The following is a 23,930-nucleotide window of genomic DNA, read 5'->3' on the forward strand; positions in this document are numbered from 1 at the left end:
CACCCCATGCAGAACCCGTTCGACGACACCGACGCCTCCTTCCTGGTCCTGGTCAACGCCGAGGACCAGCACTCCCTGTGGCCCGCCTTCGTCCCGGTCCCGGCCGGCTGGGTCGTGCGCCACGGCCCCGCCGAGCGCCAGGAGTGCCTGACCTACATCGACACCAACTGGACCGACATGCGTCCCCACCGGGTGCGCCAGCTCGACGCCGCCTGAGAGAACCAGGGCCCGGCCGCGCGGCCGGGCCCCCAACCCACGAAGGGAGTGACGTGGACGGGGACGACCATGTCATCGACGTCGAGGGACTGACCAAGTCCTTCGGGGGACACCGCGCGCTGCGGGGCATCGACCTGGCCGTGCCGCGCGGGCACGTGCTCGGGCTGCTCGGCCCCAACGGAGCGGGCAAGACCACCACCGTCCGCGTGCTGACCACCCTGCTCCGGCCGGACGGCGGACGGGTCCGGGTCGCCGGTCACGACGTGGTGGCCGACCCGGGTGCGGTCCGCCGCAGCATCGGGCTCTCCGGCCAGTACGCGGCCGTGGACGAGAAGCTCACCGGCTTCGAGAACCTGCGCATGGTGGGACGCCTGTACGGGATGAACCGCGCGCAGGCGGCCGCGCGCGCCCGGGAACTGCTGCGGCGCTTCCGGCTCCGGGACGTCGCGGACCAGCGTTCGGGCGCCTACTCGGGCGGCATGCGCCGCCGCCTCGACCTGGCCGGGGCCCTGGTGGCCCGGCCCGAGGTGGTCGTGCTCGACGAACCCACGACCGGCCTGGACCCGCGCGGGCGGATGGACACCTGGGAGATCGTCTCCACCCTCGTGGAGGACGGGACCACGGTCCTGCTGACCACGCAGTACCTGGAGGAGGCCGACCAGCTCTCGGACACGATCGTGGTCATCGACCAGGGAACGGTGATCGCCCGGGGCAGCGCGGACGCCCTCAAGGAGCACATGGGCGGGGCGCGGATGGACTTCGTCCTCGCCGACGCCGCCGACCTGGAGTCGGCCGCGGGGATCGTCGCGGACCACGGCAACGGCCGCCCGGAGACGGACCCGGGCACCCGGCGGCTCTCCGTGGGCACCTCCGAGGGACAGACGGCGCTGACCGAGGCGCTGGCCGCGCTGCGCCGTGGCGGCGTCCCCGTCGTGGAGGTGGCGTTGCGCCGCCCCACCCTGGACGAGGTGTTCCTCGAACTCACCGGGCGGGACGAACCCGCCTCCCTGGTGGGAGGTCCCCGGTGAACGCACTGATGAGATCGGTGAGCGACAGCGGGGTCGTCGCCCACCGGAACCTGCTCCACGTGGTGCGCACCCCGGGATCCATGGTCGCGGGGGTCATCCAGCCGGTGATGTTCGTCCTGCTGCTCGCCTTCGTCTTCGGCGGCAGCCTGGGCGGCGCGCAGTACCGCGAGTTCCTGATCGGCGGCATCTTCGCGCAGACCCTGCTGTTCAACTCGTCCTTCACGGCGGTCGGGCTGGCCAACGACCTCCAGCAGGGCATCGTCGACCGCTACCGGTCACTGCCGATGTCCCGGATCGCCGTCATCCTGGGCCGGACCCTGTCGGACCTGGCGACGAGCTCCCTGTCGCTACTGGTCACGGCCGCGTGCGGGCTGGCGATCGGATGGCGGGTCACCACGGGCGCGGGCGAGGTGGTCCTGGGCGTGGCCCTCCTGCTCTTCTTCGCCTTCGCGACCTCGTGGATCGGTGTGTTCATCGCGCTGACCGCCCGCAGCGTCGAGGTGGCCCAGAGCCTGGGCCTGGTCTGGCTGTTCCCGGTCGCCTTCGTGTCGGGCGCCTTCGTCTCCGTCGAGGGCATGCCCGCGCCGCTGCGGGTCGTCGCGGAGTGGAACCCGGTCACCGCCGTCGCCTCGGCGGCCAGGGAGCTGTTCGGCAACGCCCCGCCGCCGGGCCTGGCGCAGCCGACCGGCTGGCCCGCGGAGAACGCGGTGCTGTACGCGGCGCTGTCGTCGGCCGTGGTCATCGCGGTCTTCGCCCCGCTGGCCCTGCGCCGCTACGTCCTCATCAGCGCCCGCTGACCCCGGGGCGCCGTCCCGTCCGGGCGGTGGTCGCAGGGCCACCGCCCGCTCCGCCGGAGGCCCTTCCGGGCTCAGCCGAGGACCTCCACGAGGCGTTCGGTGACGAGGGGGACGCTGTAGTAGTCCAGGCGGAACGCCTCGGCTCCCACGGTGTGGGCGCGGTCCTCCTCGTAGGCGGGCAGGTTGCCCAGGGTCGGGGCGGCCTCGGGGTAGTCCTCGACCTCCTCGCCCTGGAGGTTGACGAACAGCAGCGTGCTGTCCCCGAAGTCGGAGGCGCGTTCGGGGGAGAGCTGGACGATGTCGGACCGCTCGGGGCCGCCCTGGGCGCCGGAGGCGGTGAGGTCGTCGGGAAGTTCGTGCAGGGTCAGGCCGAGTTCCTCGACCAGCCGTCCCTGCGCCGACTCGGCGGTGAAGACGTTGAACCCCTCCGGGGTGCCGGTGAGCACGGTGACGTCGTGCTCGGAGGTGAGCGCGGCGGCGGAGTCCTCGATGAGCTCCGCGTACTCCGCGTGGATCTCCTCCGCCCGGTCCCTGCGATCGAAGGCCTCCGCGTACTGGTCGGTGAGCTCGGTCCAGGGGGTGTCCGACTCCCCGTAGACCACGGTGGGGGCGATCTCGGACAGCAGGTCGTAGGTGGCCTCGTCCACCTGGTCCGCGCCGAACCCGTTGCCGACGATCAGGTCCGGCTGGGCGGAGCCGACCGCCTCGATGGAGACCTCGGGCCCGGGCAGGGGTTCCACCTCCCGGTCGACGGCGGTCTCCGCCCACTGGCTGAAGAACCCGTTGTCGTCGGTGAGCGGGCCGGGGGAGGTCGTGGAGGAGGCCACGACCGGGACGTCCAGACTGAGCAGTGCGGCCGTGCTGGTCACGCTGACCGAGACCACCCTGAGTGGTTCGGCGGGGATCTCGGTCTCCCCGTAGACGTGGGACACGGTCCGGGTTGACTCGGTGTCGTCGTTCTCGGGGGCGGTGTCGGCGCCGCCGCAGCCGGTGACGAGGACGAGGGTGACCACTGCTGCGCTGGTCACGGAGGTGAGGGCGGGACGATAGGGTCTCATGGGAGCAATAGTTAGGCAAGGCTATCCTTATGTCAATGTCACGCGGAGTCAGCACCGACCACACGACCGTGCCGCCGAGACCGGCGCGGGCCACACGGCCCCCGCGCGGCACGTCGCCCCTCATCGACGAGGTGGCGGAGGGTTCGCTCGACCCCGACACCTTCTGGGCGAGGGTCGGGGAGGGCGGCACCCCCGTGGTGGGGGAGCTGGACGACACCGGCCACCGCACCGCCACGTTCCTCTGGCGCGGAGGCGACGAACTGGCGGACGTCATCCTCGTGGCGGACCGGATCGCCGCCGCCGACTCCTACGAGCGGAACCGGATGGAGCGCGTGCCCGGCACGGACGTCTGGCACCTCACCTACCGGATGCCGTCCGACTGGCGCGCGTCCTACACGGTCGCCCCGATCCCGGCTGACGGCGGTGCCGCGCCGGGCACGCTCTCCCCGCCGACCCGGCTGCGCCGCGAACGCGCCCTCGCGATGGCCGCGCCCGAGGACCGCCCGTCCGTCGCCCGGTGGTTCGACGCCCTCGCCCACGGCCGTCCCGACCCCCTGGCCCGGGAACGACTCGACGCCGACACCTCCGTGGTCTCCCTTCCCGAGGCCCCCGCCGAACTCTGGCGACCGGTGCGTCCCGGTACGCCCACTGGCCGTGTCACCGCGCACACCCTGCGCTCCCGGCACCTGGACAACTCCCGGACCGTGCACGTCCACGAACCCGCGCAGGCCCCACCCGAGGGGACACCGTGGCCGGTCGTGGTGCTCCTCGACGGCCGGACCTGGCACGACATGCCCTTGGCCCCGCTGCTCGACGGCCTCCTGGAGGACGGCACGCTCCCTCCGGCGCTGACCGTCATGATCGACTCCCTGGACCCGGCCACGCGCACCCGGGAACTGGCCTGCCACGACCCCTTCGTCGCCTTCCTGGAGGAGGAGGTCCTGCCCTGGCTGGCCGGTCGGTACGCGATCACCAAGGACCCGAGGCGCACCCTCATCGCCGGTCAGAGCCTGGGCGGGCTCACCGCGCTCCACGCGTCCCTGCGCTCACCGGGCCGGTTCGGGCGCGTGCTCTCTCAGTCCGGTTCCTACTGGTGGCCCAACGTCCCGGGAACGGGGGAGTCCGAGCGCATGGTGCGCCTGGTGTCCGAGGCCGGGGTCCTGCCGGACCGCGCGCACCTCAGCGCGGGCCTGCGCGAGTGGTCGCTGATCGGGGCCAACGGGCGCGTGCACCGGGCCCTGCTGCGTCGGGGCGCGGAACTGGGCCGCGACGACGGGTTCGCGACCCTGGTCGAGTACAACGGCGGCCACGACCGGGCCTGCTGGCGGGCCGGACTGCCCGACGCGCTCGTGGCCCTCACCGACGACTGGCCCCGCTAGACGGCGTCGCGGAGCGAGGCGACCAGGTCCGCGGCGGGCAGCTCCCGGGCCCGACGGAACCCGGTCCCCGCCCACAGGGCCATGCCCCCGGTGTCGCCGGCCCGCGCGGCGGCGGCACGCAGCGGCTTCGTCATGTGGTGGACCTCGGGGTAGGCCGCGGGCGCGTCCGGGTGCTCGGCCATGAACCGGTTGGTGAGTCCGCGCGCCGGACGACCGGTGAACGCGCGGGTCAGTGAGGTCCCGGTGAAGGACGGGTCAGCCAGCGCGGCCTTGTGCGCGGGCTGGGCGCCGCTCTCCGGGCACCGGAGGAAGGCCGTGCCCAACTGGACGGCGGTGGCCCCGGCGGCCAGGGCGGCGGCGACGTCCTCCTCGGCCATGATTCCCCCGGCGGCGACCACCGGCACGTCGACGGCGCGCACCACGTCGGGCAGCAGGGAGAGCAGGGGCCTGTCGTCGCCCCGGGCGGGGTCGAAGGTGGCGCGGTGCCCGCCCGCCTCCAGACCCTGGACGCACACCCCGTCGGCACCCCGGGCCACGGCGGTCCGGGCCTCCTCGACGGTGGTGGCGGTGACGACCGTGGCCGAACCCGCGTCGCGCAGCCGCTCCAGGACCGGGGCGGAGGGGCAGCCGAAGGTGAAGCTCACGACGGTGACGGGGGAGCTCGCCAAGAGGTCGATCTTGGCGTCCCAGGCGTCGTCGTCGTACGTGGACGGGCCGACCTCGGACCCGTGCCGGTCGGCCTCCCCCGCGAGGTCCCCCCGGTAGTCGTCGAGCACGGACGCGGGCGTCGGTGAGCCCGAGGGGACGAACACGTTCACGCCGAACACGTCGGTCCCCAGCCCGCGTACCCCGGTGATCCGTTCGGCCAGCGCCTCCGCGGACAGGTACCCGGCGGCCAGGGACCCCAGGCCGCCCGCGCCGTCCACGGCGTGGACCAGGGCGGGGGTGGACGTGCCTCCGGCCATGGGGGCCTGGAGGACGCGGCGCGCACCGAGGAGTTCGTGCAGATCCATGTTTCCCGCCTTCCGGGGGTCCGGTGCGGGACGCACCCGCGTGACCTGCGCGCAGGCTAACAGGCGCGCCGGATCAGTCCCGGTCCGCGTCCTCGTTGCGCCGCACGGCCCAGGTGAAGTCCGCCGACCCCGGCAGGAGCCGGGTGAGGACCAGCGCGGCGGCGGCCAGTGCGAAGGCGAACACGGCCAGGACGGACACGGCGGTGGCGATGCCCCACAGGTCCCACAGCCACCCGAACGAACTGGTCGTGAGCGCGCTGCCGAGCAGGGTCACCACCGTCACCGCCGAGAACATCGTGTTCCGGTTGGCGTCGGTGAACATCAGCTGGCACCAGGCCCCGGAGAGCACCCCACCCAGCCCGATGAGGAACTCCGCCGCCACCAGGCCCGCCACCAGCGGAACCGCTCCGTGGGCGGCCAGGACCAGTGGGAGGCCGATCCCCATCGACAGCAGCGCGCCCCACACGTGCGGACGGTCCGGGTGCACCCAGCGGGCGCAGGCCGCCCCGGCGGCCAGGGACAGGCTCATGACCAGGAGCACCAGGCCGTTGAGGCGCACGTCGTCGCCGTACTCGGCCAGCAGCATGGGCTGCCAGGACACCACGAGCAGCATGGTCGCGACCATCAGGGACAGGGCCAGCACCACCGGGGGGAGGAACCGGCGGGAGGCCACCAGGACCACCGACTCCAGGACGATGGCTCCCACCCGCCGGTCCCGCCGCCCAGAGGTCGGCGGGAAGCACACGGGGGCCAGCACGCCCAACAGGAGGACGAGGGCGCCGCCCACGGCGATCATCGTGCCCGCCGACAACCACGTGCCCCCGACCATCACGGAGGCCGCACCCAGCACGGAACCCAGGCGCGTGGACACCGAGGCGACCCGCACGATCCTCGTGATGCGGGCGTTCCTGTCGTGGGAGCCGATCCGGTTGATCAGGATCGCCTCCAGGGTGCCGGACTTCAGGGACATGCCGATGTTGCCCAGGCACACGCCCACCACGGTCAACACGAGTCCGTCCGCCAGACCGAGGGCCACCAACCCCGACCCCCACACCAGGAGGCCGAGGGTCAGCAGACGGCGGTGCCCGTACCGGTCGCCCAGGGCGCCGCTGGGCGCCTCCATGACCAAACCGATGAGGTGGCCCCCGGCCAGGATGAGCCCCACGGCCCAGGGGTCGGCCCCGCGCGCGAGGATCACGGTGACGAAGACCGCGCCGTAGGCGAAGTCGGCCGAGGTACTGACCAGGGTGAAGGCGCTGAGCCGCGCCAGGAGCGGAAACCGGCTCCCCTTCGGAAGCGGTGCCTCCTCGTCCGCTGGGGACGGATCGGAAGTGCTGGGGGACATGGGCGGCCCGCTTCCGTCGGGACCCGTGCACCGGGCCGGTGGGGTTTCGCCGACGCTAACAGCGCCCCGCCCCGCCACTCCACGCGTTTTCCCGGGCTCCCGAAGTGGTTCCCGGCGCTTCCGTCACCGTGAGGCCCGCGCGTCCGCCCTGGTCACCCGTTCGCCGTGATCGGCATCCTCGTGCGGAAGGGTGTGGAACAGCGGGACCAGGACCGTGTCCACGATCTCCACCACGAGATCGTCGGGGATGGGTTCCAACCGGAAGAGGAAGTGGTTGCGCAGCAACGCCTGACCCACGTCCAGGCGGGCGCCGACCACCGCTTCGGCGGGGATCTCCCCCCGGGCCACGGCTCTGCGTGCCACCTCCTCCATCATCTTCCGCCCCATGCCCTGCGAGCGTGAGCGGATCTCCGCGGCGTGCTCCGGATACGGCAGGGCCTCACCGAGCAGGCCGCGCAGCGCGGCTCCGGCCGGACCGGAGAGGGTCCGTGCGTTCTGCCGCAGCAGAACCAGGAGGTCACCTCGGAGCCCGCCGGTGTCGGGGATGTCGGACGGGTGCGGCAACAGGTGGTACACCGCGTCCATCACCAGGGTGGACCGCGAGGTCCAGCGCCGGTAGAGCGAGGCCTTGCTCGCCCTGGCCCGTTCGGCGACCCCCTCCATGGTCAGTGCCGCGTACCCCTGTTCCGCCAGCTCCTCGATGGTGGCTTCGAGGATGGCGTTGACCAGGGCCTCCCCTCTTCGGCGGGGGCGTTTGCGGTGGTCGGTGCTCTCGGCGGACATGTTCGCATCCTACGAAGGTCTGGTGACCCGGCCGCTGCCGCCGTCCACGGTCACCGGCTCGCCGTCGGTGAGGACGGTCGTCCCGGTTCCGGTGCCCATCACCGCGGGAATCCCGTACTCCCGGGCCACGATCGCCGCGTGGGAGGCGATCGCCCCCGAGTCGACGACCACCGCGGCGGCCCGCTGGAACAACGGTGTCCACGCCGGGTTGGTGTAGGGACAGACCAGCACGTCACCCTCCCGGAGCCGGGGGAAGTCCTCGGCACCCCGGACGATCCGGACCGGCCCGCTCACCCTCCCCGAACTGGCCGGAGCACCCGTGACCAGGGCGTCGCCGGTGCCGCCGCGCGGGAAGGCCTCGGCCGGGTCGATCATCGCGACCCCGGCCAGTTCGGCCCGCTTGGCGGCCCGGGCCCGCACGAGGGAGCGCAGGCGGTCAGCCTGTGCGGTGGGGATCGCCTCGACGTCCCGGACCTCCAGCACCTCCTCCATGCGCAGGTGGAAGACATCGGAGGGTTCGGCGAGCACGTCCGCTCGGTGGAGCCGGTCCCCGATCTCCAGCAGGGCCCGGCGCAGGGCTGGCAGTGACGCGGTGAAGTAGAAGTGGGTGTCCTCGCGCAGTGCCACGCCGTCCTGGGCCTCCCGCAGCCACCGTTCGACCCTGGCCCGGGCGCGGTGTCCACGGAGCAGGGGGTGCCCGAGCATCCGGCGCCGCGCCTCAGAGGACCGGGAGACGGTACCCGCCCCGGGCTGACCTTCCCGCGCCAGCAGGGAACGCACCAGTCCCAGGACCACCTCGGGGGACTCGGCCAGGGTCGGCGGGCTCACCAGCAGCGGGGAGGTGGTCTCCCGGCGCCCGTACTCGCGCAGGTAGGCGTCGAGCTCGGTGCGGAAGGTGGCGTACGCGGTCTCGGCACCCTCCTCGCGCAGCGCGCCCAGGATCTCGGCGGGCTGCCGTTCGGTGAACAGCCGGTACAGCTCCGGGACGGCGCGGGCCCGGTCCGCGAGTGTCCGCAGGGCCTCGTTGGAGTCCTCGGTGCGGGTACGGGCGCCGCCCATCAGGTCCGGAAGCAGGGAGCGGTGCCCGAGGACGGCCGCGGCCAGCGCCATCCGAGCCAGGGCCAGCCCGCTGCCGGGGAGGTAGTCGATCCTCAGGTCACGGCAGGGCCCCATCAGGGCCAGGGCCTGGTCGGGCACCCGCACCAGGTCGGGCCAGGTCAGGGCGGTCGGATCCTGGGCGTCCAGGGCGTCGGCCTCCTCCAGGAAGCCCGCCAGCCTCGGGTCCGCCGTCCAGTCGGAGGAGCGGAAGCGCCGCGCCTTGCGGACCAGCTTCCAGGGGGTGAGCACCATGAGTGGTGTCGGACGCGGGGAGGGCGGCACGAGCTGGACCACCACCCCCTCCTCCTCCCGGAGATAGTCGGTGAAGGCCCCCGCCAGCCCGTAGTACTCGGTGATCTCGCGCATCATCGCGGCGGGTCCGCGCCCCAGCCAGGTGCTCACGTCCATGGGGTAGGGGCGGGTGGGCAGGTATTCGGTGAGGATGGACGCCTGGAGTCGTTGCCGCCGGTTGAGCGGGGTGGGGGGCGGCGGCAGAGCCGTCATCGGGCGGGACTGCACGATCCGGAACCTCTGGTCGGACAGGGCCCACTCGATGTCCTGCGGCCGACCGAAGTGCGCGGCGATCGTCCGGGCGTGCGCGGCCAGGATCGTCAGCTGGTCCCCGGAGAGCAGCGCCCGCCGCGAACCCGGGCTGTCCGCCCTGTCCGCGGCGCCCGCGCCGGTCTCGGCGGGCCGTCCGGATCGGACCGGCGCTCCCCGGTCGGTACCCCCGCCCCGGCCCGGTGCCTCCTCGTGGTGGACCCCGCCGCCGGCCACCGACCGGATCACCACCTCGTCGCGCCCGGGTGTCCACTCCACGACCCGGCCGCGCTGGTCCAGCAGGTAGTGGTCCGGGGTGACCAGGCCCGACACCACCGACTCACCGAGCCCGGAGGCAGCGTCCACCACGAACCGGTCGCGCGCCCCGCTCACCGGGTCGGCGGTGAACATCACCCCGGCCACCTCGGAGTCCACCATCTCCTGGACCACGACGGCGATGCGGACCTCGGCCTGGTCCACCGCCCTCTCCCTGCGGTAGGCCACCGCCCGGTCGGTCCACAGCGAGGCCCAGCAGCGACGGACCGCAGCGACCACCGCGTCCGCGCCGACCACGTTGAGGTAGGTGTCCTGCTGCCCGGCGAAGGCCGCGCCGGGCAGGTCCTCGGCGGTGGCACTGGAACGCACCGCGACCGCGACGTCCGGCCCCAGCCGCTCGTATGCCCGGGCGATGCTCCGCCGCAGCTCGTCGGGGACGGGCGCGCTCGTCACGGCGGCTCGAAGCTCCTCCGGCCACGGTCCTCCCAGGGGATGGCCCTCCGGAGCGAGGGAGCCCTCCGGGTCAGAAGGCGGCGTGGCCCGTGGGCCCTCGGCTCCGGGGCGGTCGTCGGGGTCCGCCTTCGGGGAGGGGAGCGTCATGGACGCGGGTGCGCTCGCGGTCGATACCGGACCGTCGCCGGAGCGGGCCGGTGGTGCGGAGCCCTCCGGGGCGGCCCGCTCCATCGAGCGGACGAGGTCGCCCAGCCCCACGGACTCCGCGACCGCCGCGTAGGCCTCGGTGGTCACCACGAATCCGTCGGGCACGGGTAGCCCGGCGCGGCGCAGCTCGCCCAGGTTGGCCGCCTTGCCGCCGACCAGGGGCAGATCGTCGGCGCCGAAGGCGTCCAGCGGGGCGACCGCAGGCGTGCCGGTGGGGTCGGGGTTCACGGTGCCTCCCGGTCGGGTGCGGGGTCGGGCCCTCTCCGCCAGCCGCAGTGCCGCCGTCGACTGTCGGAGCGGGTGGGCCGGTGGGGTCCCGTCGGTCGTGCTCGGCCTCGGGGTGCCGGCTTCCTCCGGCAGGGCCCCTCTTGGTTCCTGGCTTCCAGGTGCCATCGGTCCGCCCCCTCACGAGCTAGAGAACGATGCGTTTCCTAAACTGTAGTTCGAGATGATAGGAAACGCAACGTTTCCTTTCGGCCTCCGGGTTCTTCGCTGGGGGAGCGAAGAACCCCCTGCGCTCTCGGCCCCTGCCGGTCCTGCCGCTGCCTCCTCCCCGCCACGGGCACCCCGGCTTCCGTCGCGGGCCCATGGTCCGCCCCAGGGTTCTCCTCGAAGCCCAGCGCCTCGCTCCGACGGCACCACCCCGTCGGGCTGCGAGCCCTGACCCGTGTCGTCCACTGACCCGTGTCGTCCACTGACCCGTGCCGTCCACTGACCCGTGCCGTCCATTGCCCCGTGCCGTCCCGACCGTGGGCCCCGGCCGGTACTCCACGTGCTTTCCCCTCGGCCCCGCCACGCGGCGGGGGCCGCGCCCCCCGATACGCTCGGCGCGACACCTGACCTTGGGAGGAACCACATGACAGCGACCGCGGTCGTCACCGGAGCCAGCAGCGGGATCGGTGCCGCCACCGCGCGCGGGCTCGCCGCCGAGGGCTACGACGTGGTCCTGGTGGCCCGCCGCGCCGACCGGATCGAGGCGCTGGCCGAGGAGATCACCGGAAACGGCCACTCGGCGCGCGCCCAGGTCCTCGACGTCACGGACCGTCCGGCGGTCGACGCCTTCGCGGAGGCCCTGGGCCCCTGCGACGTGCTGGTCAACAACGCGGGCGGGGCGATCGGCACCGAGACCATCGCCACCGGCGACCCCGCCGACTGGCGGCGCATGTACGAGGTCAACGTCCTGGGCGTGCTCAACATGACCCAGGCCCTCCTCCCCGCGCTCATCGCGAGCGGGGACGGCACCGTCCTGGTCGTCTCCTCGGTGGCCGGGCACGGGGTCTACGAGGGCGGCGGCGGTTACGTGGCGGCCAAGCACGGGGCCCACACGCTGGCCGCCACGCTTCGCCTGGAGCTGTGCGGGGAACCGGTCCGGGTGCTGGAGGTGGCCCCCGGGATGGTCAGGACCGAGGAGTTCTCCCTCAACCGCCTGCGCGGGGACGCCGAGGGGGCCGAGGCCGTGTACGCCGGGGTGCCGGACCCGTTGAGCGCCGAGGACGTGGCGGACACGATCGTGTGGGCGATCACCCGGCCGCCGCACGTCAACGTCGACCTGCTCGTGGTCCGTCCGCGCGCCCAGGCGGCCGCGCACAAGGTCCACCGGGTCAGGGAGTAGGCGACGGCCGGGGGCGTCGCGGAAGGCTTTCCCGGGGGCCGGAGCGCGTGATAGGTGTGATCTGGCTTACACGGCGGAAGGGGTGAAACGGCACCTCTCCCGGACGTGGGGCCCTCTGTCGCGCGCACGGCTAGGAGCCTGGACTTGAGTGTGAACGCCCTTCCCAGCTACGCCTCCGGTACCTCGACCACCCCGTTGCTCGGTGACACCATCGGTGGTGACCTGGCCCGGAGCGTCGCCGCGCACCCCGACCGGGACGCCCTGGTCGACCGCGCCTCCGGGCTCCGGCTCACCTACGCGGAGTTCGGCGCCGAGGTCGAGCGGGTCGCGTCGGGACTCCTCGGCCTCGGCGTGGCCAAGGGCGACCGGGTCGGCGTCTGGTCGCCCAACCGGTCCGAGTGGGTCCTCGTGCAGTACGCGACCGCCCGCGTCGGCGCCGTCCTGGTGAACATCAACCCCGCCTACCGCACCCACGAGCTGGAGTACGTGCTCAACCAGGCGGGCGTCTCCGTACTGGTCGCCGCGCCGTCCTTCAAGACCTCCGACTACGCGGCGATGATCGAGCGGGTGCGCGGCGAGTGCCCCGAGCTGCGCGAGGTGGTGCTCTTCGACGGTCCCGCCTGGGAGGCCCTGCTCGCGGCCGGTGACGAGGGCGACCCCGCGAGGCTGGCCGCGGTCGAGGCCACGCTCTCCCCGGACGACCCGGTCAACATCCAGTACACCTCCGGCACGACCGGGTTCCCCAAGGGCGCGACCCTCTCCCACCACAACATCCTCAACAACGGCTACTCCGTCGGTGAGCTGCTGGGGTATGCCGAGTTTGACCGTATTTGTCTGCCGGTGCCCTTTTATCATTGCTTCGGCATGGTGATGGGAAACCTGGCCGCCACCAGCCACGGCGCCTGCATGGTCATCCCCGGTCCCGGGTTCGACCCCGCCGCCGCGCTCGACGCCGTCCAGGCCGAGCGCTGCACCTCGCTGTACGGGGTGCCCGCCATGTTCATCGCGGAGCTCGCCCTCCCCGACTTCGACTCCTACGACCTCTCCACGCTGCGGACCGGGATCATGGCCGGGTCACCGTGTCCGGTGGAGGTGATGCGCCAGGTCATCGACCGGATGGGCATGGCCGAGGTGTCGATCTGCTACGGGATGACGGAGACCTCTCCGGTGAGCACCCAGACCCGCGTCGACGACTCGGTGGAGCGCCGGGTGTCCACCGTGGGAAGAGTGGGGCCGCACCTGGAGGTGAAGGTCGTCGATCCCGACACCGGGGTCACGGTCCCGCGCGGCACCCCCGGCGAACTCTGTACCCGGGGCTACTCCGTGATGCTCGGTTACTGGGACCAGCCCGACCGGACCGCCGAGGTGGTGGACGCGGCCCGCTGGATGCACACCGGTGACCTCGCCGTCATGGACCTCGACGGCTACGTCAGCATCACCGGCCGGATCAAGGACATGGTGATCCGAGGCGGCGAGAACGTCTACCCGCGCGAGGTCGAGGAGTTGCTGTACACCCACCCGGACCTGCTGGACGCGCAGGTCATCGGGGTCCCCGACCAGAAGTACGGCGAGGAGCTCATGGTGTGGGTGCGCATGCGCGACGGCGCCCGGCCCCTCACCGCCGAAGCCCTGCGCGCCTTCTGCGAGGGGCGGATCGCGCACTACAAGGTGCCGCGCTACGTCCACGTGGTGGACGAGTTCCCCATGACGGTCACCGGCAAGGTCCGCAAGGTGGAGATGCGCGAGGAAGCCGTCCGTCTGCTCGACGCGGGGCTGATCTGAGGGGCGGGCGGGGACGGCCGCCCGCCCCGGTTCGGGCTACTTCGGGTCGAGTTCCTTGCCCAGCATCTCCACCAGCCCGTCCAGAGCCGCGTCCGAGCCCTCGTCCTCGCAGGTCAGCGTGACGGTCTCGCCGTGCGAGGCCCCCATCGCCATCACCGCGAGCACGCTGCGGGCGTCCACCGGTTTGTGGTCCGCGCGGGAGACGGTCACGGGCAGGCCGGTCTCGTTGACCGCCTGGACGAAGAGGGTCGCGGGCCGGGCGTGCAGGCCGAGGAGGGAGCCGATGACAACGGTGCGCTCGGGCATGTCAGTCCTTGGGGGTGTCGGGAGGGGCCGGGTGGTCCGGCCCCGTTCACGGCGGTCTGTGGCTGTGGAACGGGCGGTCACGACGCGTCGATCCGCCAGGCGGGGTCGGGCTCGGTGGCCGGGCTGACCCCGTCGGTGGCGACGTCGTCGAGGTGGGGGACGGTCGTTCCCGGGAGTGCGACGGCCGCGGTCCCCCAGGCCACGGCCTGACGGAGGCGCTCGTGGGGTGAGCCCTCTCCGGCGAGGAAGCCCGCGAGCGCGCTGTCTCCCGCGCCCACGGTACTCAGGGTGCGTACCCGCGGTCCGCGCGCCCAACGCGCGTCCCGCTCGGTGACGAGTAGGGCGCCGTGGCCGCCGAGGGTGACCAGGGCCGACTCGTTGCCCCAGGCGAGGACCTCGCGGGCCGCCTCGGTGACGTCTCCGAGGGTGGCCAGCTCCCGGCCGACCAGCGCCGCGAGTTCCTCCTGGTTGGGCTTGAGCAGGGAGATCGACCCGGCCTTGGCGGCGGCCGCCAGCGGCGCTCCGGACGTGTCCAGGGCCAGGGGCACGCCGTGGGCGGCGGCCAGGCCGGCGACGCGCACGTACAGGTCCTCGGGGACCCCGGCGGGCAGGCTCCCGCTGGCCACGACCCAGGAGGGGGCGCGGGTCAGCTCGTCCTCCAGGGCGCCGAGCAGGGCCTCGATCTCCTCGGGGGACATCGTGGGGCCGGCGGCGTTGAGCTTGGTGGTGGTGCCGTCGGTCTCGGTGACGGTGACGTTCGCGCGGGTCTCCCCGGCGATGGGCACGGTGACGCGGGGCAGGTCGTCGAGGAGGGTGACGAGTTCGGCCCCGCCGCCACCGCCGACGGGGAGGACCGCTCGGGTGGGGACCCCGTTGCCGAACAGGGCCCGGGAGACGTTCACTCCCTTGCCGCCCGCCTGGGAGCGGGTGGCGCGCACGCGGAGGACCTCGCCTCGGACGAGGCGGTCGACCTCAAGGGTGTGGTCGACGCTCGGGTTCGGGGTGAGGGTCAGGATCATGGGTGCTCTCTTCGAGGGGTGTGACGCGCCCGGTCCGGGTGCCTCCGGGGGTGGAGGGGTGCGCCCGAGGAGGTGGGGTTCGGCTGGCTGTGGGTGGCTCCATCAGGGATGTGGTTCTGTCTTTGATTATGTGTGTTTGTCTGTGTGTGTCAATGGTGTGACGCGGATCCGATGGGTGCTCTTCGGTCGCTCAGGGGCGGTGTGGGCTGTGCGGTCTCCTGGTCACGACGCCCGAGGGTCGGATGATCCCTCTGCTGACAACCTGGTGGGGTTGCTGGGATATTGGGGGGAGATACCCCTTGTGTGTCCCATGCAACACCATTAAACTCACCGAAAACCACACCGAAACACAGGTGATCCAACATGTACGCGGAAGAGCGCCAGAAGGTGATCCTCGAACGCGCCCGCCACGACGGCCGGGTCGACGTCACGGGGCTCGCCTCGGAGTTCGACGTGACCTACGAGACCGTCCGCCGCGACCTCACCGCCCTGGAGCGGCACGGGGTCCTGCGCAGGGTCCACGGTGGCGCGATCCCCGTCGAGCGACTGGGCTTCGAGCCCGCTCTCACTGTGCGCGACTCCGTCATGACCCAGGAGAAGGAGCGGATCGCCAAGGCCGCCCTCGACGAACTCCCCGACGAGGGCGCCATCCTCCTGGACGCCGGATCCACCACGGGGCGCCTGGCCGAACAGCTGCCCACGGACCGCGAGCTCACCGTCGTCACCAACTCCCTCTCGATAGCCCTCACCCTCACTCCCAGAACCAACATCAACCTCATGCTCCTCGGTGGGCGCCTGCGCACCAGGACCCAGGCCAGCGTCGAGGCCTGGGCGCTGCGCGCCCTCGCTGAGTGCTTCGTCGACGTGGCCTTCATGGCCACCAACGGAGTGTCCGTCGAACGTGGTCTGACCACCCCCGACCCGGCCGAGGCCGAGGTCAAGCGGGCCATGATCGCCTCCTCTCGGCGCTCCGTGCTCCTCGCCGACCACACCAAGGTCGGCAACGACCACTTCGCCCGTTTCGCCGCCGTCGAGGACCTCGACCTGGTCATCACCGACGACGGACTCGCGGACGGACTCTCGGACGAACTGGAGACGGCCGGTCCCTCCGTCCGCTCCGTCTGACGACCCCACAGCCTGAACACCCCACAGCCTGACCACCCCACAGCCATTCCCTTCCCGGCCGAGGCAGACCGCCCGCCGGACCTCCCAGGAGGTTCCCCCATGTCAACCCAGCAAGGCAGACTCGTCGCCGTGCGCTCCAGAGTCCAGCGCTTCGGTGGATTCCTGGCGAGCATGGTGATGCCCAACATCGGCGCGTTCATCGCCTGGGGCCTCATCACTGCGCTGTTCATCCCCGACGGCTGGTGGCCCAACGAGCACATGGCCCAGCTCGTCGACCCGATGATCGGCTTCCTGCTGCCGTTGCTGATCGGCTACACCGGCGGTCACCTCATCTACGACAAGCGCGGCGGCGTGGTCGGCGCCATCGCGACCATCGGTGTGATCGTCTCCGCCGACATCCCGATGTTCCTCGGCGCGATGCTGGCCGGTCCGCTCGCCGCCTACCTGATCAAGCAGATCGACAAGGTCCTCCAGCCCAGGACCCCCAGCGGCTTCGAGATGCTGGTCAACAACTTCAGCGCGGGCATCCTCGGCGGCCTCATGGCCATCACGGGGCTGTACGCCATCGGGCCGGTGGTCACCACCATCGCCGCCTGGCTCGGCAAGGGCGTGCAGTTCCTGATCGACCTCTCGGTCCTGCCGCTGGTCTCGATCATCATCGAGCCCGCCAAGGTCCTGTTCCTCAACAACGCCATCAACCACGGTGTCCTCGGGCCCCTGGGTGTGGTGCGGGTCGCGGACCAGGGCAAGGCCATCGAGTTCCTCATCGAGACCAGCCCCGGCCCCGGTCTGGGCATCCTCCTGGCCTGCATGCTCTTCGGCCCGAAGCTGAGCAGGGCGACCGCCCCCGGTGCGATCATCATCCACTTCTTCGGTGGCATCCACGAGATCTACTTCCCGTACATCCTCGCCCAGCCCAAGCTGATCCTCGCGGCCATCGCGGGCGGCATGTCCGGCATCACCACGTTCCTCCTCTTCGACGTCGGCCTGCTCGCCACCCCGGCGCCCGGCAGCATCTTCGCGCTCATGGCGGTCACCCCGCGCGGCGACCACATCGGGGTCCTGGCCGGGGTCGTGGTCGGAACGCTGGCGTCCTTCGCCGTCGCCTCGCTGCTCCTCGGCTTCGGCCGGGCCGAGCGCAAGGCCGAACGCGAGGCCGCCGAGGCGGAGAAGGCCAAGGCGGAGAAGGCCCAGGCCGACCAGGGCGAGTAGTCCACCGAAACCCACTCACCACAGAACAGGGAGAACCGTTCATGGCCTCCATCGAAGGTTCCGACATCAAGAAGGTCGTCGTCGCCTGCGACGCCGGGATGGGCAGCAGCGTCCTGCTCACCACGCAGCTCAAGAAGACCCTGTCGCCCCACGGCGTCAGCGTCGAGCACTCCCCGGTCGACCGCATCCCCGAGGACGCCGACCTCGTCCTGTGCCACACCGGGCTGGTCGACCGCGCCCGCCACCGTGTCACCGACACCGTGGTCGTGCCCTTCCAGATGTTCCTCGGCGACCCCGCCTTCGCCCGTGTGGAGGCGGCCATCCGGGACGGTGGCACCCTTGCCGACTGACCTCACCCTCACCGCCGAGTCCGTGCGGCTCGGCGGGTCCGCCAAGGACCGCGCCGACGCCATCGACCAGTGCGGAGCCCTCCTCGTGGAGCTCGGCGCCGTCGAGCCCGGGTACGTGCCCGCGATGCACGAGCGCGAGGCCTCCATCCCCACCTTCGTGGGGGAGGGGGTGGCCATCCCGCACGGCACCGACGCCTCGCGGACGATGGTCAGGAAGACGGCCCTGGCCGTGATCCAGTTCCCGGAGGGGATCGACTGGGGCGGGCCCACCGTGCACGTCGCCATCGGCATCGCGGCCTCCGGTGACGAGCACCTCAAGGTGCTGTCCTCGCTGGCCGGGGTCCTCACCGACCCCGAGCGCGCGGCGCGCCTGCGCTCCGCCACCAGCGTGGACGACGTCCTCGAACTCCTCGCACCCGCCGCGGGCTGAGCCCGAACCACAGAACGCTCCACCGGCCGGGGCGGAGGAACCCGCCCCGGCCAAGCCCCACCAGAAAGGCCCGAACATGCTCGTCGCCCGCTTCTACGCCCCAGGTGACATCCGTCTGGAGCAGGCACCCGAGCCCACCCCCGGACCGGGGCAGCTCAAGATCGCCGTCGCCAACTGCTCCACCTGCGGCACCGACGTGAAGATCTCCAAGCACGGCCACCACCACATCCGCCCGCCCCGGGTCATCGGTCACGAGATCGCCGGCCGGATCGTCGAGGTCGGTGAGGGCGTCGACGGCTGGGCCGAGGGCGACCGCGTTCAGGTCATCGCGGCCATCCCCTGCGGGAAGTGCGTGGAGTGCTCCGACGGCCGTTTCACGGTCTGCTCCAACCAGGAGTCCATGGGCTACCACTACGACGGCGGTTTCGCCGAGTACATGATCATCCCCGAGGCCGTCCTCGCGGTGGACGGCGTCAACCGGGTGCCCGACAACGTGGACCTCGCCGAGGCCTCCGTGGCCGAGCCGCTGGCCTGCGTGCTCAACGGCCAGGAGATCGCCGGGGTGGGCGAGGGCGACACGGTCGTGGTCATGGGCGCCGGTCCCATCGGCTGCCTGCACGTGCGGCTGGCCCGGGCCAAGGGCGCGGCCAAGGTGTACCTGGTGGACCTCAACCGGGGGCGCCTGGACATGTCCGCCGCCCTCGTCGAGCCGGACGCCGCGATCTGCGGCGAGGAGACCGACGCCGTCGCGGAGGTGCGCCGCCTCACCGGCGAGCGCGGCGCGGACGTGGTCATCACCGCCGCCGCCTCCGGGAAGGCGCAGGAGGACGCGCTCCAGATGGTGGCGCGCAGCGGCCGGATCAGCTTCTTCGGCGGGCTGCCCAAGGACGCCCCGGTCATCCAGCTGGACGCCAACGTCGTGCACTACAAGGAGATCTCGATCTTCGGTGCCAACGGCTCCAGCCCCCAGCACAACAAGCGCGCCCTCGAACTGATCTCCTCGGGCGCCGTGCCGGTCGCCGACCTCATCACCGAGCGGATGCCGCTGGCCGACGTCCACAAGGCGATCGAGACCGTGGCCTCGGGCACGGCCGTCAAGGTGACCATCGAGCCCTGACCCCTGTCCACAGATCCCGGATCCACCCTGGCGTCGCGAGCCGTTTCCGGGTTGGCTAGTTGAAAACAGACCCCCTCAGGAGAGCACACATGGAGCAGACGAACCCCACCCGGGCACTGGAAGGCATCGCGGCTGGTCCGGGTGGGGCCGTCGCTCCGGTGGCCAGGATGGCGGCTCCGCCCTCGCTCCCGGACGTCGAGCCCGAGGTGGCCGACGTCGGGGCCGAGCAGGAGGCCGCGCGCGCCGCGCTGGAGAGCGTGGCCACCGACCTCGAAGGCCGTGCCGCCGGGCTGGACGGTGAGGCCGCCGCGGTGCTCAACGCGCAGGCGCTCATGGCCCGGGACCCGGAGCTGCGGCGCCAGGTCGAGGAGGGCATCGCGGAGAGCCGGGCCGCCGCCTGGGCGGTGCGGGACGCCTGCGGCCGCTACCAGGACCTGCTCCTCGCCGCTGGTGGCTACCTGGCCGAGCGCGCCGCCGACCTGGCCGACATCCGGGATCGGGCGGTCTCCGTCCTCCTGGGGCTTCCCATGCCGGGGCTGCCGGACCCCGGTCACCCGCACGTGCTGGTGGCCGAGGACCTCGCGCCCGCCGACACCGTGCGCCTGGACACGAACCAGGTGAAGGCCATCGTCACCCGCCTGGGCGGGCCCACCAGCCACACCGTCATCCTCGCCCGGTCCCTGGGTCTGCCCGCCGTGGTGGGCTGTCCGGGGGCCGCCGACCTGACCGACGGCACCCTGGTGGCCGTGGACGGTGACCAGGGCACCGTCGAGGTGGACCCGGATCCCGAGGTGGCCGAGCGGGTCCGCCTGCGGGCCGAGCGGCGCCGCGCGGTGCTGGCCGAGAGCTCCGGCCCCGGCCGGACGTCCGACGGTGTGCCGGTGTCCCTCCTGCTCAACGCGGGCGAGGGCGACCCGGACGAGGCCGCCGCTCACGACAGCGAGGGCATCGGTCTCCTGCGGACCGAGTTCCTCTTCCTCGACAGAGCGGAGCCGCCGACGGTCGCCGAGCAGACCGAGGCCTACACCAGGCTGTTCCGGGCCTTCAAGGGGCGCACCGTGACGGTGCGGACCCTGGACGCGGGCTCGGACAAGCCCCTGGCGTTCGCTGAGACCGGGGAGGAGGACAACCCGGCGCTGGGCGTGCGCGGCTTCCGCACCACCCGGGTGCACCCGAACCTGCTCTCCGACCAGCTCACCGCCATCGCGGCCGCGACGAAGGCCTGCGAGCACACCCGGGTCCGGGTGATGGCGCCGATGGTGTCCACGCCCGCCGAGACGGAGGAGTTCGCGACCCTCGCCCGCGACGCGGGGATCACCGAGGTCGGCGTGATGGTGGAGGTTCCCGCCGCCGCGCTGCTCGCGGACCGGCTGCTGTCCCGGGTGGACTTCGTGTCCATCGGCACCAACGACCTGGCGCAGTACACGATGGCGGCCGACCGTACCCTGGGTTCGCTTCCTGACCTGCTGGACCCCTGGCAGCCCGCGCTCCTGGCCCTGATCGGCCAGGTGGGTGCCGCCGGACAGCGCGCGGAGCGCTCCGTGGGGGTGTGCGGCGAGGCCGCCGCCGACCCCCTCCTGGCGCTGGTGCTGGTGGGTCTGGGCGTCACCAGCCTCTCCGCCGCGCCCCCGGCCCTGCCCGCCGTGCGCTTCGCGCTGGCACGGCACACCGAGGAGGAGTGCCGCGCGCTGGCCAGCCTCGCCCTGAACGCCGAGACCCCGGCGCAGGCCCGCGAGTCGGTCCGGAAGGCGGCCCACCCCGAGGTCACCGACCTCTGACCCTCGTGGTCTGAATTCATGGAAGAGGTCCCGGCCTGGTCGCCGGGGCCTCTTCGTGTGTCCCGGCGCGACTCCGGTGAGGAGGGCTGCCACACCCGGACGGTGACCCTTTCGAGCGGGTCACCGCGCCCACGCGAACGGAACCGCTGAGGCCGCTCGCGTACCGGCACCTTGGGGCAGGGGGTCGGACGACCGGCGGGCACGTGGTTCAGTCCTTCGGGGTGCCCACGCGCAGACGGTTGCCGTCGGGGTCGCGGAGTTCGGTCTCGCGCGCCCAGGGAGCCTCCTCCACGCTGGCGCCGAACTCGGCGGCGATCGCGTCCACGTCCCTCACCCGCAGGTACACGAGGGTGTCCGGGCGGGCGTCGCCCGTGTGCTCGGACAGGAAGAGCCGCATCCCTCCGCGGCCGATCTCCATGAAGGTGGGGAAGCCGGGCTCGAAGCGGTGCTCCCACTCCAGGGTGAACCCCAGGCGCTGGTACCAGCGGAGGGCGACGGCGGCGTCGGCCACCCGAAGGATGGGAACGACCTCCTCAGCCACCATCCTGTCCCCAGCTCCCGCAGACGGCCTCGGGGACCAGGTCGAGCTGGTCGAGGAAGCACCGGAGCAAGCCGTCCGTCTTGTCACCGCACCCCGAATCCGCCCACACCTGGAACCCGTTGTTGAGCGTGGCGTAGAAGACCGCCGCCACCAGGGCGGGCCGGTGGTCGGCCGGGTCCACCCCGGCGCGTTCGGCGATGACGCGAGCGAGACGGGACTGGCGTCGGACGCAGTAGCGCATGTTCACCTCGATGAGCTCGGGGCTCCGTGAGATGAAGTTGGCGGCGCTGCCCTGGAGGTGCAGTTCCTCGCGCTCCAGCACCTCCCAGTGATCCCGCATCGCGTTGCGCAGCGCACGGAAGGGCGGCTCGTCGGCGGGGCGGTCGCGCACGAACGCGCAGAGGAGCTCGTCGACCTCCTCGATCGCCTCCAGGACCACGTTCTCCTTGGAGGCGAAGTACCGGAAGAACGTCCGCTGGGAGACCCCGGCGCAGGCGGCGATCTCCTCCGTGGTGGTCGCCTCGTAGCCCTTCTCGTGGAAGAGGCGCAGCCCGGACTCGATGAGGGTGTTGCGCAGTTCGGCCTTCTTGCGCTCGCGCAGCCCGACGCTCTCGGGGCTCGTCGTGCTCATGGACGTGCCTCCACTCCCGGGTGAGACGCCATCTTCCTGTCCCTGGAGGATACACGCGGGATCGAGGTGATGTCAGTCACTGACAAAAGTCAGCGATTGTCTAATGTCAGTCACTGACATAATCTCGTCTGGTACCGGAAGCCAGAAGAGAAGACACGGGGCGCACATGACCACGCAGGCCGAGCAGAGTCCACGAGATCCGAGAGATCAGCGGCGCCCTCCGACCGCGGCCGAGGCACGGCCCCGCTTCACGGAGAGCCCCTGGGCCACACTCGTCGCGATCGCCTTCGGCGTCATGATGGTCGCCCTCGACGGCACCATCGTGGCCGTGGCCAACCCCGCGATCGGCGCCAGCCTGGGCGCCTCCCTGGCCGAGCTCCAGTGGGTCACCCACGGCTACCTGCTCGGGCTCGCGGTCTTCCTCATCACGGCGGGCAAGATCGGTGACCGCTTCGGCTACCGGAACACGTACCTGGTCGGCGTGATCGGGTTCGTGCTCTCCTCGGTGGCGATCGCGCTGTCGTCCGGTGTCATCATGCTCATCGCCTTCCGGATCGTCCAGGGGATTTTCGGCGCGCTGCTGCTGCCCTCCGCCATGGGACTCCTCCGGGCCAGCTTCCCTCCCTCCAAGCTGGGCCGCGCCTTCGGCGTGTTCGGCAGCCTGATCGGCGCCGCCACCGCCGGTGGCCCCATCCTGGGCGGGCTCCTCGTCGGCGCCCTCAGCTGGGAGGCCGTGTTCTACATCAACGTCCCGGTCGGCGCCGTCGCCCTGGGCCTGGGCCTGTGGCTGCTGGCCGCCAACCGGGCTACCGACGCGGGGTCCCGCATGGACGTGCCCGGCATCGTCCTGGTGAGCGTCGCGATCTTCGCCCTGGTGTGGGCGCTGGTCGAGGCCCCCAGCATCGGCTGGGCGCACCCGGTCACCCTGGCCTCCCTGGGCGCGGCGGTCCTCTTCGGCGCGGCCTTCCTCATGTGGGAGCGCCGCCCCGAACAGCCGCTCGTCCCGCTGGCCCTCTTCGCGCACCCGTCGCTGTCGATCGGTGTGGTCCTGACCGTGGCGATGGCGCTGGGCCTCATGGGCTCGCTGTTCTTCATCACCTTCTACCTCCAGGGCGTGCGCGGCCTCAGCCCCGCCCAGACCGGGCTCCAGCTCATCTCCATGACCGCGATGATGGCGATCACGTCGCCCATCGCCGGACGCCTCCTGGACCGGGTCGGCGCCCGCCTGCCCACCACGGCGGGGCTGCTGTCCGCCTCGGCGGGCATGTTCCTGCTGTCCCGGCTGCAGGCCGACACCGGCGTTCCCTACGTCTCGGTGGCGTTCGTGCTGCTGGGCGTGGGCCTGAGCCTGGTGATGACCGGCGCCACCGCCGCGATCATCGGCAACGCCCCGGTGCGCTACGCGGGGGTCGCCTCCGCGCTCCAGCAGGCCGCCATGCAGCTCGGCGGCTCACTGGGGACGGCCGTTCTGGGCGCGGTGATGTCCGCGACCATCATCTCCACACTGCCCGCCCACTACGCCGACGCCGGGCTGGCCGAACCCTCCGCCAGTGACCTCTCCGCCATGCAGAGCACCGTCGCGCAGGGCGGGGCGGTCCTGCCCGAGGGCGCGGACGCCGCCACGGCCGCCGCGATCACCCAGGCCAGCAACCTCGCCTTCCTGGACGGGCTCCAGCTGGCGTTCGGCATCGCCGCCGTGGTGATGCTGGTGGCCGCCGGGCTCTCCCTCTTCATGAAGGCGGGCCGGATGACGGACGGCCCCGCAGTCCACATCTGATCGGATCGGACCCGAAGGACGCGGGAAGGCCCCGGTGGTGCTCCCACCGGGGCCTTC

The 23,930-nt window shown here is 72.3% G+C and carries 22 protein-coding genes; 13 read left to right on the top strand and 9 right to left on the bottom strand.

Going from position 1 to position 23,930, the window contains the following annotated elements:
* The first annotated feature begins 6 nt into the window (after window positions 1–6).
* The 3 genes from AC0VYM_RS03070 to AC0VYM_RS03080 are packed head-to-tail and all read left to right on the top strand — an operon-like array spanning window position 7 to window position 2,041.
* Entirely contained in the window at window positions 7–216 is a 210-nt protein-coding gene (locus tag AC0VYM_RS03070; protein WP_475458698.1) for an MbtH family protein, read from the top strand.
* Window positions 217–269: 53 nt separating this feature from the next.
* Window positions 270–1,244 (top strand): ATP-binding cassette domain-containing protein, encoded by a 975-nt coding sequence (locus AC0VYM_RS03075; RefSeq protein ID WP_475458700.1) that lies wholly within the window; start codon window positions 270–272, stop codon window positions 1,242–1,244.
* Window positions 1,241–2,041, top strand: coding sequence for an ABC transporter permease (locus AC0VYM_RS03080; protein WP_475458703.1), 801 nt, complete (start codon window positions 1,241–1,243; stop codon window positions 2,039–2,041). Before AC0VYM_RS03075 ends, AC0VYM_RS03080 begins: the two co-directional genes overlap by 4 nt.
* A gap of 71 nt (window positions 2,042–2,112) precedes the next feature.
* Here the strand turns inward: AC0VYM_RS03080 and fepB are convergent, their stop codons facing one another.
* Window positions 2,113–3,099 (bottom strand): Fe2+-enterobactin ABC transporter substrate-binding protein, encoded by a 987-nt coding sequence (fepB, locus tag AC0VYM_RS03085; protein WP_475458706.1) that lies wholly within the window; start codon window positions 3,097–3,099, stop codon window positions 2,113–2,115.
* A gap of 35 nt (window positions 3,100–3,134) precedes the next feature.
* On the opposite strand from fepB, the gene fes reads away from it, so the two are divergent.
* A complete protein-coding gene (fes, locus tag AC0VYM_RS03090) occupies window positions 3,135–4,478 on the top strand; it encodes an enterochelin esterase (RefSeq protein ID WP_475458708.1) in 1,344 nt (447 codons plus the stop codon).
* Here fes and AC0VYM_RS03095 read toward each other — a convergent pair.
* The 4 genes from AC0VYM_RS03095 to AC0VYM_RS03110 all read right to left on the bottom strand — a co-directional run bounded on the left by AC0VYM_RS03095 (window position 4,475) and on the right by AC0VYM_RS03110 (window position 10,421).
* A complete protein-coding gene (locus tag AC0VYM_RS03095) occupies window positions 4,475–5,491 on the bottom strand; it encodes a nitronate monooxygenase (RefSeq protein ID WP_475458709.1) in 1,017 nt (338 codons plus the stop codon). The genes fes and AC0VYM_RS03095 overlap by 4 nt on opposite strands.
* Before the next feature lie 73 nt (window positions 5,492–5,564).
* Complete coding sequence (locus tag AC0VYM_RS03100; RefSeq protein ID WP_475458711.1) at window positions 5,565–6,836, bottom strand: MFS transporter; 1,272 nt, start codon at window positions 6,834–6,836, stop codon at window positions 5,565–5,567.
* Window positions 6,837–6,959: 123 nt separating this feature from the next.
* Complete coding sequence (locus AC0VYM_RS03105; RefSeq protein WP_475458713.1) at window positions 6,960–7,619, bottom strand: TetR/AcrR family transcriptional regulator; 660 nt, start codon at window positions 7,617–7,619, stop codon at window positions 6,960–6,962.
* A 9-nt stretch (window positions 7,620–7,628) separates the two neighbouring features.
* A complete protein-coding gene (locus tag AC0VYM_RS03110; RefSeq protein WP_475458715.1) occupies window positions 7,629–10,421 on the bottom strand; it encodes a PEP/pyruvate-binding domain-containing protein in 2,793 nt (930 codons plus the stop codon).
* Window positions 10,422–11,049: 628 nt separating this feature from the next.
* On the opposite strand from AC0VYM_RS03110, the gene AC0VYM_RS03115 reads away from it, so the two are divergent.
* Together AC0VYM_RS03115 and AC0VYM_RS03120 are read left to right on the top strand one after the other, a co-directional pair.
* A complete protein-coding gene (locus tag AC0VYM_RS03115) occupies window positions 11,050–11,805 on the top strand; it encodes an SDR family oxidoreductase (RefSeq protein WP_475458717.1) in 756 nt (251 codons plus the stop codon).
* A gap of 150 nt (window positions 11,806–11,955) precedes the next feature.
* The gene (locus tag AC0VYM_RS03120) at window positions 11,956–13,587 is read left to right on the top strand and encodes an AMP-binding protein (protein ID WP_475462917.1); all 1,632 of its coding nucleotides are present in this window, start codon (window positions 11,956–11,958) and stop codon (window positions 13,585–13,587) included.
* Between the two features lie 36 nt (window positions 13,588–13,623).
* Here AC0VYM_RS03120 and AC0VYM_RS03125 read toward each other — a convergent pair whose 3' ends face one another.
* Both AC0VYM_RS03125 and pfkB read right to left on the bottom strand, forming a co-directional pair.
* Window positions 13,624–13,893 carry an HPr family phosphocarrier protein gene (locus tag AC0VYM_RS03125; RefSeq protein ID WP_378737825.1) on the bottom strand — a complete coding sequence of 90 codons (270 nt, stop codon included), beginning with the start codon at window positions 13,891–13,893 and terminating at the stop codon, window positions 13,624–13,626.
* A 77-nt stretch (window positions 13,894–13,970) separates the two neighbouring features.
* A complete protein-coding gene (pfkB, locus tag AC0VYM_RS03130; protein WP_475458719.1) occupies window positions 13,971–14,912 on the bottom strand; it encodes a 1-phosphofructokinase in 942 nt (313 codons plus the stop codon).
* Window positions 14,913–15,275: 363 nt separating this feature from the next.
* On the opposite strand from pfkB, the gene AC0VYM_RS03135 reads away from it, so the two are divergent.
* From AC0VYM_RS03135 to ptsP, 6 genes are all read left to right on the top strand, one after another.
* On the top strand, window positions 15,276–16,037 hold the full coding sequence (locus tag AC0VYM_RS03135; RefSeq protein ID WP_475458722.1) for a DeoR/GlpR family DNA-binding transcription regulator: 762 nt from the start codon (window positions 15,276–15,278) through the stop codon (window positions 16,035–16,037).
* A 99-nt stretch (window positions 16,038–16,136) separates the two neighbouring features.
* Window positions 16,137–17,249 (top strand): mannitol-specific PTS transporter subunit IIC, encoded by a 1,113-nt coding sequence (gene mtlA, locus AC0VYM_RS03140; protein WP_475458724.1) that lies wholly within the window; start codon window positions 16,137–16,139, stop codon window positions 17,247–17,249.
* Window positions 17,250–17,290: 41 nt separating this feature from the next.
* Window positions 17,291–17,599, top strand: coding sequence for a PTS lactose transporter subunit IIB (locus AC0VYM_RS03145; protein WP_475458727.1), 309 nt, complete (start codon window positions 17,291–17,293; stop codon window positions 17,597–17,599).
* Window positions 17,589–18,029 carry a PTS mannitol transporter subunit IIA gene (locus tag AC0VYM_RS03150; RefSeq protein WP_475458730.1) on the top strand — a complete coding sequence of 147 codons (441 nt, stop codon included), beginning with the start codon at window positions 17,589–17,591 and terminating at the stop codon, window positions 18,027–18,029. The genes AC0VYM_RS03145 and AC0VYM_RS03150 overlap by 11 nt, the downstream gene beginning before the upstream one ends.
* A 76-nt stretch (window positions 18,030–18,105) precedes the next feature.
* Entirely contained in the window at window positions 18,106–19,146 is a 1,041-nt protein-coding gene (locus AC0VYM_RS03155) for a zinc-dependent dehydrogenase (RefSeq protein WP_475458732.1), read from the top strand.
* A gap of 89 nt (window positions 19,147–19,235) precedes the next feature.
* Window positions 19,236–20,924, top strand: coding sequence for a phosphoenolpyruvate--protein phosphotransferase (gene ptsP / locus AC0VYM_RS03160; RefSeq protein ID WP_475458734.1), 1,689 nt, complete (start codon window positions 19,236–19,238; stop codon window positions 20,922–20,924).
* A 208-nt stretch (window positions 20,925–21,132) separates the two neighbouring features.
* Here ptsP and AC0VYM_RS03165 read toward each other — a convergent pair whose 3' ends face one another.
* Together AC0VYM_RS03165 and AC0VYM_RS03170 are read right to left on the bottom strand one after the other, a co-directional pair.
* On the bottom strand, window positions 21,133–21,468 hold the full coding sequence (locus AC0VYM_RS03165; RefSeq protein WP_475458736.1) for a glyoxalase superfamily protein: 336 nt from the start codon (window positions 21,466–21,468) through the stop codon (window positions 21,133–21,135).
* A complete protein-coding gene (locus AC0VYM_RS03170) occupies window positions 21,458–22,096 on the bottom strand; it encodes a TetR/AcrR family transcriptional regulator (protein WP_475458739.1) in 639 nt (212 codons plus the stop codon). Before AC0VYM_RS03170 ends, AC0VYM_RS03165 begins: the two co-directional genes overlap by 11 nt.
* A gap of 166 nt (window positions 22,097–22,262) precedes the next feature.
* On the opposite strand from AC0VYM_RS03170, the gene AC0VYM_RS03175 reads away from it, so the two are divergent.
* Window positions 22,263–23,873 (top strand): MFS transporter, encoded by a 1,611-nt coding sequence (locus AC0VYM_RS03175; protein WP_475458741.1) that lies wholly within the window; start codon window positions 22,263–22,265, stop codon window positions 23,871–23,873.
* The last annotated feature ends 57 nt before the right edge of the window (window positions 23,874–23,930 follow it).

The organism is Nocardiopsis sp. iso_237 (genome assembly GCF_056173345.1).